This is a genomic window from Nostoc sp. NMS9, assembly GCF_017114995.1.
Classification (GTDB): domain Bacteria; phylum Cyanobacteriota; class Cyanobacteriia; order Cyanobacteriales; family Nostocaceae; genus Nostoc.
The window spans coordinates 65,383-75,798 of sequence record NZ_JABXKL010000028.1; the positions used below are offsets into that span (position 1 = coordinate 65,383).

A 10,416-nucleotide genomic window follows, 5' to 3' on the forward strand; every position below is an offset into this window, starting at 1 on the left:
TAGCAGCAGCTTTTTGTTGGGAAAAACTGCAATAACGGCATCCACCACTTTACAGTGGGGACTTTTAGTGTTAACGTTCCCAGACTCGATAACAGTTAATGCAGCATCATTGTAACCGAAATTTTAATATTTCTTAGTAGTAACTTCATTTATTGGGCATAGGGCATGGGGCATTGGGCACTTGTACTGAGCGTATCGCTAAAGCGAAAGCTCAGCTAACGCATAGCGTCTCGTAGAGAAGCCGTTGGAGCAGCCTCTCCAAGAGTTGTATTGGGTATTGGGCATAAGGGATGAGTCTTTGAAGTCCACTCCTCTGCTCTCCAGTCCCCATGCCCCATGCCCCATTCCCCATTCCCACTATGTGCTTTAGACACATCTTTGGGGAATACTACTAACATCCACTAATATCCCCAGTTGCTAACTAACTTGAGGAATATTTAACTATGTCTATTGAGCAACTCCAGCCTGCAACTCAACAACAAGCCAGTGTTTACTTACCTTATGTTCAGGGCGCTAGGCGCAATTTCTTACCTTATGCCATCAGTCTTTATCAAAAAGGGGTCTTGGAGGGACATCGGAAGATCGAAGCCAGCGAACATGTCCCCTTTGTCGCCTCCTGGAATGTTGCTACTTTACCCTCAGACTTAACCCGTTGCCGAATTCAGTTTGATGGCAATGCTGACCTGAGTTATGAACTGATGATGGCTAGTTTCGAGTTTATTAATTTTTTAATTGAACTTATGGACAACTATAAACGTTATCGCGTCACCGATTTTTCACAACCGTTTTACCGCAAGCTACTGCGTATAGATGATTGATTAAACTCAGCCGGACTTGCAAAAGTCCGGCTTATATTTAAAATTACACTAATAGTTTGTCAATTTTAAATTGATAGATAAGCAAGTTCGTAGTAAGGACTTTAGTCCTTATTTTCAAGATCATTTGCTCACAAGGCGCTGATGTTTACAATTCAGCTTAAACCTTGTGAGCTTTCTTACAACAGCCTTTCAGTTTTAAAATGTCTTCCTAAGAGGTTGTTTTAAAAGTGGTTAGCTGTGATTTTAATCACATTTTTACCCCCCTTAATCCTCCCTATGCATTGGGGGGAGACTAATACCAAGTTGCAATCTAGATGTAGTATTTTTCCCCCTGGTTCCCCTGCTCCCCTTGCCTGCCAAAACTAATATTTTTGAATGCAAATCGGTATAAATAATCCAGTTCCCTCCCCAATGCATCGGGGAGGGTTAGGGTGGGGTAAACAAATATTTGATACACTACTACAGACTTTTCAAACATCCTCTAAGTCCGATGTCTTTTTTTCTTTTCAAAATAATACCAAAACCAGCTACCATCAGAGTTCCGAGAAGGCTAGCGGGTTCTGGAATAGAAGTTTCATTTATAGGTACTTTGATTCTTAAATTTGCCAAGCTAGCGTTAGTTATAGTCAAGGATGTTACGCCTGGCAAACCTGGGATGTCAGACTGGAAATCAAAGACTGTGGGAGTTAAACTACCATTGGGATTACTATATCGTTCCCCATATCCACTCACTTCAAAAGTACCTTGATACTTCTTTCCGGTGTCTGGGTCGGTGACAGTACCAGTGTAGAAAGCTTTTGTAAGATTAAATTCATCTTGAACTACTCCTTGAAATGTGGTTCCTGGCAATTGTCCTTGGTAGAGAAAAGCAGTCAACTGACCACCAGAAAGAACCGGCGATGTAAGAAGACCATCAAACGAGACAATCGGAATACCTTTAAAGTCAACAAAGTAATGCAGACTTCCATCAGAGCGTGTTTCTATCTTTAAATAATCTGACTGGTATACAGGAACATAATTAGGATTATTATTAGTACCTAAGTTCCGGTAATAAGTTCCAGTGTCATCCGTATCAATACGAGTAATACTGTTATTGAAATTTGGATTATTTCTGGGAAGTTCGATAGTTCCTGATAATGTGCCAGTACTTTCAATTGTGATGAATTGAGCGGCAAAAGCACTTGCTCCACTGATAGTGATCGCCACTGCTGCGAGACAAGTACTACTAACAACTGCAAAACCTAGCTTAATCCCTGATGAACTAACTTTCATTAACAAATTGTTCCTTTAATTGTCGATGGTAAACACACTTAATATGCTGAGATACATTGCAAATATTTCTCAAGCATGATTTATTATTCCCAAGCTGGTGATGGAAGTTTCATTATCAACAAAAAGTCTTGTCAATTGCTAGTTTTCTTCTTACACTTGTGGAGTATGTTAGAGACAATCGCCTTATTAATCAATTTAAATCTCGTGATTTTATTATAAATTTTAGATTAAACTACAACGCGATCGCGTCCTTTTCTTTTGGCTTGGTAGAGTGCTTCTTCAGCAGCATTGACTAAGGTAGCAAGCTCAGTTTCTATTATCGGAATTACGCTAGCCACCCCTAAACTGACAGTTAAAACAGCAGCAGGTAAACCACCAATGCTAGGATACTCACATTTAATCCCTAAAGCTTTTACTTGCTCTCGAATGTGTTCGGCAATATCCATTGCAGCAGTAACCTCTATTTGAGCAAGAATGGCAAATTCTTCACCACCGTAACGAGCCACTAACACCCTACTGCTTTCGTCTTGAAAATCTCCTCTTTGGGAACTCACAAAAGCACTATCAGTAGAATAAGTTATATTCCTATTCGATGAGAAACTGCTATTACTTAGTGAGTGCTTGACGCAGTTACAGATAGTATTAGCGATTTGTCGTAAACACTCATCTCCTGCCGCTCTACCATAAGTTTTATTATAAATTTTAAAATAGTCGATATCGCACAAAATCAGTGATATTGGAGTGTTTTGACGAGCGGAATTTTGCCACTCAATTTGTAGGTAGGTTTGAAAGTAGCGGCGATTTACTAATTGAGTTAGTTCATCTAAGCTAGAGAGGAAGAGAAACTGTTGATTTTCTTGTTTTAAAAGTTCAACAATATTCATGTTGAACTGCTCACTTTTTTTGAGATATTGTTGGAAATATAAACGATATAATGCACACGCAGGAATACTGCGATCGCCTTCTAAATTAATTAGCCCTATACTTTGTAATTTATATGCCAATCTTGGCTCTAATCTCACATAATTTGTAGTATGAATCACTTCATAAAAAGCATCTCCCAATTCTGGCTCATCTCGTAGTGCTAGCACATACTGCCTTAAACACTCGTTATAGATTCCGGCTTCTGTGGGTGCTTGTTGCAATAACTGTCCTAAATCCCGTTTTAATCCGCCTTTACCCACAAGGTGATACAATGTCAATCGCACCAAATAAGGATTTCCTCCCACCATTGCCATCAAACTATCGGCATCTTTACCATCTGTCCAATCCAACCCGTGACGTTGTGCTAAATCCTGCACCTGCTCTTTCGTAAAGGGAGGTAAATTAATTGTCAAACCAATATTAAATGGCGATTGAGTTAGTTTTATGGGAACAAGAATTTCCGTTGAATAAACCAGAACCAGACGCAGTTTTTGCCAAATTTCTAACCTTTTGGCTTGTTCATGCCACGATCGCACTAATGGTAGCAATTCTCCAGCAATTTCCTGATACTCAAATACCCAATCCACCTCATTTAATACTAAAACCAAGGGACTTGAGAGCGCAGACAGTAAATATTTTTGGAAATAGATAGAGCAGCTGACTTTGCTACCCATATCTTCATCCCAATAATCATAGAGTTTTGGTTCTAGCTGTAACTCCCGACTAACATTGGCACAGAACCAGCGCAAAAATTTATCCAAACTGGCAAATACTGCTTTGTCTGCTTGCTGAAAGTCCAAAGTTACGGTACGAAAGCCTTGCTTGTTAGCGTGTGCAAGCAACCGCAACACCAGAGAGCTTTTCCCCATCTTTTTTGGTGCTTTGATGCAAATTACACTCCCAGGTTCAGCCATTTCTGCGTAAGCGAGTTGTTCAATTGGCGGGCGAGGGATGTAAAATCTGGAATTAAGGGATACTGGGCCAGTAGGAAATTCTAAGGATATCGCTGTGGCGGCTTGGTTGAATTCCTTGATTAACTGCTGATGCGCTTCGCTAAGAGGGTGATTTTCTAGAGTCTGGCGAAAGTTGAATTTATGTATTGGTTCTTTGCAAAAATTACTCAGTACTTGCCATAAATGAGCAGCGATTTTCTTGACACGTTCCTCGCCGTAGTGCGCTTCACTAGCTATATTGGTGTAGGTTTTTCCTTCCCACGAAGAACGCAATATCAACTCTTGGAGCGTCGTTAAACCGGTTGCTTGACTGGCTTTTAGTAGCAATACTAGTTCATCTATAGTCATTACTCATTGACTCTAATTCAGTATGATCTTTTCTCACACCATTAAGCTTTGGAAGTCAATGTAGACTGCCTTGTATGCATAACAGCCAGCCCTGACTAAAAAAGCTACAAAAAAGCCTTGACAATTTTTTGCATCCTGAAATTATTTGGCGTGATTCAATCATAGAATTTTTTTTACAAATTTTTCGGGGTTTTTAGGTAATTATATGTGACTTGAACTACTTTTTTTAGACATATCTTAGAATGTAGATGCACACAATGTAGCGATTTTTTCTAAAAGATTGCTATTGCGATCGCAACAGAGGTTATACGCGTCCATTTACTTTTTTCTAAATTCCATCCCAATTTATGATATGGGCTGATATATCCCTGACCTAAGTTACAGCCTAATAAACCAACTAGGCGATTTGTCCATAACTGAATCGTCAGGGTGCTAAAACAGCGTAGAGAGAGAGCTACAGAATATCTTCCTCATCGTACCAGCAGCTATGCATATCCAAGAACCCGCTACCCATGAATCTGAAGCTCCACATTCAGTACAAGATTCTCAAAGTTTCCTAGAAGCAAAAGACTTATCTCAAGAAGATTTATCTCCAGAAAATTTAGATACTTGTCAATGCTCACAAGCCGCTTTACAAATGGCATTAATCGCTAGTGGCTTGGGGTTATGGGATTGGAATCTCATAACTGACAAAACCTATTACGATCCCCAGTGGAAAAGCATCCTGGGATATAAAGTAGACGAAATCGACAACAATTATAAATCCTTTGAGCAACTTGTACATCCACAGGATTTACCAAGAATTCGCCAGGTATTGCACGATTATCTCCAAGGATGCACACCTGTGTTTGAAGTCGAATTGCGAATGTTGACTAAATCCGGGGAGTGGAAGTGGATTTTGACTTGTGGCAAAGTATTCCAGTGGGATAAATTCGGTAAACCAGTGCGGATGGTAGGAACGCACAAGGATATTAATCAGGATAAAGCGATCGCTACTCAACAATACCAACTATTTGAACAACTCCAAACAGAAATTGCTCAACGCCAGTCTACCGAAGACCAAGTTAGGGAAAAATCACAGCAGCTAGAAACTACCCTCGAAGAACTCAAATATACCCAAAAGCAGTTATTGCATAACCAGAAAATGGCTAATCTCGGTCAACTGGTGGCGGATATGGCTAACGAAATTAACAACCCCGTTAGCTCTATCTCCGGTAATCTCCATCCCGCGAGTCAATACGCTGAAGACTTAATCAGAATTATTGAACTTTACCAATATTACTATCCCACGCCTACCCCAGTCATTGCCTTACATTTGCAACACCTTGACCTTGGTTTCGTGAAGACAGACTTTTTAAAATTACTGTGGTCAATGCGAGCCGGTTCTGAGCGCGTTAAAGAAATTGTTTTCGCCTTGCGTAATTTTTCTACTTCTGACGAAGGTCAAATGAAAAAGGTTGACCTGCATGAAGGATTTGATAGTGTTCTCAGGATTTTGCAACATCGTCTCAAAGAAAAGCCTGATAGAGCAGAGATTAAAGTAATTAAAACCTTTGCTGAATTACCTTTAATCGAGTGTTACCCTGGTGAACTAAATCAGGTATTCATGAACATCTTGACTAATGCCATTGATGCCTTAGAAGAAAGGATAAAGCATGATTATTCTTTTACTCCAAAAATTTTGATTCATACAGAAGTTGTTAGCAGTCATTTATCATTGGTCAATAATAATGAACCTTGGGTAAATGACAAACTACTAGGAAAAAAACACAAAGTTATAATTCGCATTTTTGACAATGGCAAAGGTATGCTTCCCCATATTCAAAGACATATATTTGAACCGTTTTTTACAACCAAGCCAGTAGGCAAAAGTCAAGGGCTAGGACTATCAATTAGTCGGCAAATTATAGTTGAAAAACATCAAGGTAAACTTAAGTGTAATTCTCAATTAGGTCAAGGCACAGAGTTGGTCATTGAAATGAATACAACAGCAAGACACTATGCCGTGATTAGAAAACACGCTAGCTTTTAGGTAATTAGCCTTGGGGAAGAGGTGTTAATTTTTGCAAGCTGATGCATTAACAAGGCGGCCGTCGCATTTGCAATGTAAGTCGATACATTAACAAGGCGGCCGTCGCATTCACAATGCAGGTCGATGCATTAACAAGGCGGCCGCCGCATTCACAATGTAAGTCGATGCATTCACAATGCAAGTTGATGCATTCACAATGCAAGTCGATACATTCACAATATCTGAGTTTGATACATTTGGTATTGTCTTGTGAACACCTAAATTACAGCACAAGCCATCAGTACACTTCCCCACAAATGAAGGTACAGTGTGCTGCTGGATAAACGATAAACTTTTCTTGCTATATCTAATCATGATTTAGGTCATTCTTGCGATGCCTACGGCGGGCTACGCCTACCAGTTAGCATTGCAGAGTTATACTAAGCGTAAAGTGAGGGGTAAGGTAGTAGAAACAGCACAGTCAGCAATGTTCACGTTTCACCTAATCGATGAGAGTAACGCACGCACTATCCTAAGTTGGCGATATAAGCCACCCTATAATTTATACAATTACTTAGAGGATGAAGCTAATCTACTACAACATATTCTTCACCCCCAGAATACCTTCTACAGCATTATGGATGAAAATAGCGAGTTGGTAGCTTACTGTTCTTTTGGACAAGATGGACAGGTCACTGGTGGTAATTACCATAATCAGGCGTTGGATATTGGCATGGGAATTCGCCCTGACTTGACCGGACAAAGAAAGGGTGCTGAGTATGCCAATGCCGTATTGGAATTTGCAGACAGTTTATTTAAGCCAAAAGCTTTTCGGGTGACGATCGCCGCATTCAATAAGCGTGCGATACGGGTATGGCAGAAATTGGGATTCGAGCATCAGCAATCCTTTGAGCGCGGGAGTGATGGAATGCAATTTATCGTTTTATTGCGATCAGACTAATGTAGTCCAACACCTGCTGGAGTCGATTGTTAGGCATTCCTCCCACATCGGGCTGCATTTTTGGTGTAAATGCACAGTATTGTTGCAGCAAGTGAACAATCAACACCTGTATCAGCGATTCGGCATAAAGATGACCACCGATTCCACCCGTGTCAAATTCTGCTTGAAACAAACGAGCGATCGCTTCAATCTGTGAATCGTAGGGGCTATAAATCAGCAGATAGCTTATTGATCGCTCTTTGCACCAATGCCATCCCAGAGAGTGCGTAGGCGTAGCCCGCCGCAGGCATTGCTCACATTTTATTTGGTGTTGTTCCAAGGAATCCAAAAGGAAAAAGTCAGCACCTACACCACCGATGAGAATGTCACGTGGCGCAACTACACCACGCCACGTGCTTGTGACAGTTGCGTAAGTCCTGATTAAGAGGATGTTTTAAAAGGGTCTTTTGCTTTCATAATTAGCACAGCTAAGTATCTCAGTACATGGCTAAAACCTTGATTTCTCATCAGAGCTAACCCAAGTCAGAAGGGTAAAATTATACCTTCTGGGACTTTTAAAACATCCTCTAAGCAGATCACTGTAATCCATAAAGAGCTAGATCGACAGTCCCTGCTGAATTTGGAGAATAACCGATATCTAGAGAAACACTAGCTTTTATCGTCTGAGGACCACCAATTATCGGAGTTGTAGCAGCTGTTGCAAAAGCCCTATCTGCTGTTAGATTAGACAACAGGGGAGATGGTCTAGGATTGTCATCTGAGTTAATATCAATGCTAATAATCTCTCCGGGGGTTAACTTCAAGGTACTAAAAACAGCCTGAGCCTGAGCTTGGGCATCTTTAACAGCTTCGCTCAGAACTTGCAGACGTGCCTGCTGCAATGCTTCGTCTGAGGCAGTAAAGCTTATATTCTCTATTAAATTCGCGCCTGCTTGGATAGCTTTGTCAATTGCTGCCCCAGCTTGATTTGTTGGTAACTCAAACTGAAGTGTGTTGAGACCTTCAAAGCCGGTTAGGGTTTGAGTATTATTTTCATAGCTATAGACAGGATTTAGTTGAATAGATGTAGTTTGAAGTTCTTGCGCCCCAAGGTTTCGCAGCACATCAACTACCGCTGTTGAACGTTGAGCAGCTGCTTGTTGAACTTCGGTTGCAGTTTTTCCCTCTACTTTAATCCCCAATTCTACCTCAGTTAAAGTAGTGGCAACGCTGACCTCTCCTTGACCAGTAACTTCCAATATCTGAGCAGTTTTTGGAGTAGTGCTACCAATCAGGGGATCGACGATCGCAAGACCCAAATTTCTCACACCTGTGAGATTATCAGTAGCCGAAGCGAGAGTCCCTGCTGAATTTGGAGAATAACCGACATCTAGAGAAACACTAGCTTCTATCGTCTGAGGACCGCCAATTATCGGAGTTGTAGCAGCTGTTGCAAAAACCCTATCTGCTGCTAGATTAGACACCAAGGGAGATAGTCTAGGATTGTCATCTGAGTTAATATCAATCTTAATAATCTCTCCGGGGGTTAACTTCAAGGTACTAAAAACAGCCTGAGCCTGAGCTTGGGCATCTTTAACAGCTTCGCTCAGAACTTGCAGACGTGCCTGCTGCAATGCTTCGTCTGAGGCAGTAAAGCTTATATTCTCTATTAAATTCGCGCCTGCTTGGATAGCTTTGTCAATTGCTGCCCCAGCTTGATTTGTTGGTAACTCAAACTGAAGTGTGTTGAGACCTTCAAAGCCGGTTAGGGTTTGAGTATTATTTTCATAGCTATAGACAGGATTTAGTTGAATAGATGTAGTTTGAAGTTCTTGCGCCCCAAGGTTTCGCAGCACATCAACTACCGCTGTTGAACGTTGAGCAGCTGCTTGTTGAACTTCGGTTGCAGTTTTTCCCTCTACTTTAATCCCCAATTCTACCTCAGTTAAAGTAGTGGCAACGCTGACCTCTCCTTGACCAGTAACTTCCAATATCTGAGTAGTTTTTGGAGCAGTGCTACCAATCAAGGGATCGACGATCGCAAGACTCAAATTTCTCACACCTGTGAGATTAGCTGTGTTAACCATCTTATTCTCCTTACTTAAATGATGTTTGATACCTGTTGATGTTTTAATTTTAAAGGATGTCTGAAAAGTAAACCGCGTTTATCACCAATACATACTGGATAAAAAACGCTCTCGCATTCGCCAGCCAAAATCTGATAATTTGACAACTCTAGGGTTGTCAGAAAACCCCATTCCACCAAGAAAGAGTAATTCCGTACTGCTTGCTGTGGGTTACAAAGCGATATACCCCTCGGATAAAAAACAGCAATTGCAACAACAACGGGATAAACTAGCTCTATTAAACAACAAGTATAGAAAAATACTTTACTACGACAACAACGAACCCAGCTAGAAACAGATGCGGTAATCGCTGAAAGCACAAGTTGAAAACAACGGTTACAAGATACTCAAAATCTGCTAGGCAATAAATATTTCGATTCAACAATATCGCATCTATTAATTCAAAGGTAGCATCTTTGGCTCTACCTAAATGTTGATAAGCTACTTGAAGTAATTCTTCTAGCCTGGCAAGTTTCATACTGGCAGGTAAGAGTAGGTGATTCAACTCTGGTGCTTGTGCCAATTTGGGGACTGTATTCAATCCAACCCCTTTTTTTCCTTTTTTCCCTCATTTATATTTAGTCTAAACTCCAGTTAGAACAACCCTAGGCATACCTAAACTGACAATTAAAACAGCAGATGGAGATCATCAATATCAGAATACTGAATCTAATGATGAGAAAATAAAGATAAGCAATGCCCACCTCCAAACTTGCTGGGCTATTTACCCAAGACAGATAAACAGCAAATTTTATCAGTCAAAAATTATGACTTCCAACGTTCCCTCTCCAACTCGAAAGCGACCCACTCAAGCAATAGGAGCCAAAATTTTCCACTCTTGTAACATCATTAGTCTATTTATCATGCTCACCAGTGGACTACAAATTTACAACGCCAACCCTGTTTTTGGTGGGCGTGCAGGTTTGCATATTCCTCCGATATTTACTTTAGGAGGTTGGCTTGCAGGAGGTAGTGCGATTCGTTGGCTAGAAACTAGAACCTAATAAGGTTTCGGAGGATTAGC

General features: G+C 40.7%; 9 protein-coding genes and 1 pseudogene. 4 read left to right on the plus strand and 6 right to left on the minus strand.

Annotated features, from left to right (window positions below; translation table 11 throughout):
- Nucleotides 1–215 precede the first annotated feature (215 nt).
- On the minus strand, nt 216–398 hold the full coding sequence (locus tag HWQ40_RS09970; RefSeq protein ID WP_292777174.1) for a hypothetical protein: 183 nt from the start codon (nt 396–398) through the stop codon (nt 216–218).
- Between the two features lie 45 nt (nt 399–443).
- On the opposite strand from HWQ40_RS09970, the gene ebsA reads away from it, so the two are divergent.
- Complete coding sequence (gene ebsA, locus HWQ40_RS09975) at nt 444–818, plus strand: type IV pilus biogenesis protein EbsA (protein ID WP_104905290.1); 375 nt, start codon at nt 444–446, stop codon at nt 816–818.
- A 459-nt stretch (nt 819–1,277) separates the two neighbouring features.
- Here ebsA and HWQ40_RS09980 read toward each other — a convergent pair whose 3' ends face one another.
- Nucleotides 1,278–2,090 carry a PEP-CTERM sorting domain-containing protein gene (locus HWQ40_RS09980; RefSeq protein WP_292777176.1) on the minus strand — a complete coding sequence of 271 codons (813 nt, stop codon included), beginning with the start codon at nt 2,088–2,090 and terminating at the stop codon, nt 1,278–1,280.
- A 227-nt stretch (nt 2,091–2,317) separates the two neighbouring features.
- Nucleotides 2,318–4,315, minus strand: a complete 1,998-nt coding sequence (locus HWQ40_RS09985; RefSeq protein ID WP_292777178.1) for an AAA-like domain-containing protein — start codon at nt 4,313–4,315, stop codon at nt 2,318–2,320.
- A 487-nt stretch (nt 4,316–4,802) separates the two neighbouring features.
- Between HWQ40_RS09985 and HWQ40_RS09990 the strand changes: the two genes are divergently transcribed.
- Nucleotides 4,803–6,347 carry a PAS domain-containing protein gene (locus HWQ40_RS09990; protein ID WP_292777180.1) on the plus strand — a complete coding sequence of 515 codons (1,545 nt, stop codon included), beginning with the start codon at nt 4,803–4,805 and terminating at the stop codon, nt 6,345–6,347.
- A gap of 373 nt (nt 6,348–6,720) precedes the next feature.
- On the plus strand, nt 6,721–7,287 hold the full coding sequence (locus tag HWQ40_RS09995) for a GNAT family protein (protein WP_292777182.1): 567 nt from the start codon (nt 6,721–6,723) through the stop codon (nt 7,285–7,287).
- Here HWQ40_RS09995 and HWQ40_RS10000 read toward each other — a convergent pair.
- The 3 genes from HWQ40_RS10000 to HWQ40_RS10010 all read right to left on the minus strand — a co-directional run bounded on the left by HWQ40_RS10000 (nt 7,262) and on the right by HWQ40_RS10010 (nt 9,933).
- Nucleotides 7,262–7,615, minus strand: coding sequence for a hypothetical protein (locus HWQ40_RS10000; RefSeq protein ID WP_292777184.1), 354 nt, complete (start codon nt 7,613–7,615; stop codon nt 7,262–7,264). The genes HWQ40_RS09995 and HWQ40_RS10000 overlap by 26 nt on opposite strands.
- 247 nt (nt 7,616–7,862) lie before the next feature.
- On the minus strand, nt 7,863–9,353 hold the full coding sequence (locus HWQ40_RS10005; protein WP_292777186.1) for an SIMPL domain-containing protein: 1,491 nt from the start codon (nt 9,351–9,353) through the stop codon (nt 7,863–7,865).
- 277 nt (nt 9,354–9,630) lie between these two features.
- Nucleotides 9,631–9,933, minus strand: a complete 303-nt coding sequence (locus HWQ40_RS10010; RefSeq protein WP_292777189.1) for a hypothetical protein — start codon at nt 9,931–9,933, stop codon at nt 9,631–9,633.
- A 226-nt stretch (nt 9,934–10,159) separates the two neighbouring features.
- On the opposite strand from HWQ40_RS10010, the pseudogene HWQ40_RS10015 reads away from it, so the two are divergent.
- A pseudogene (locus tag HWQ40_RS10015) lies at nt 10,160–10,363 on the plus strand (cytochrome b/b6 domain-containing protein); the annotation flags it as partial.
- Nucleotides 10,364–10,416 lie beyond the last annotated feature (53 nt).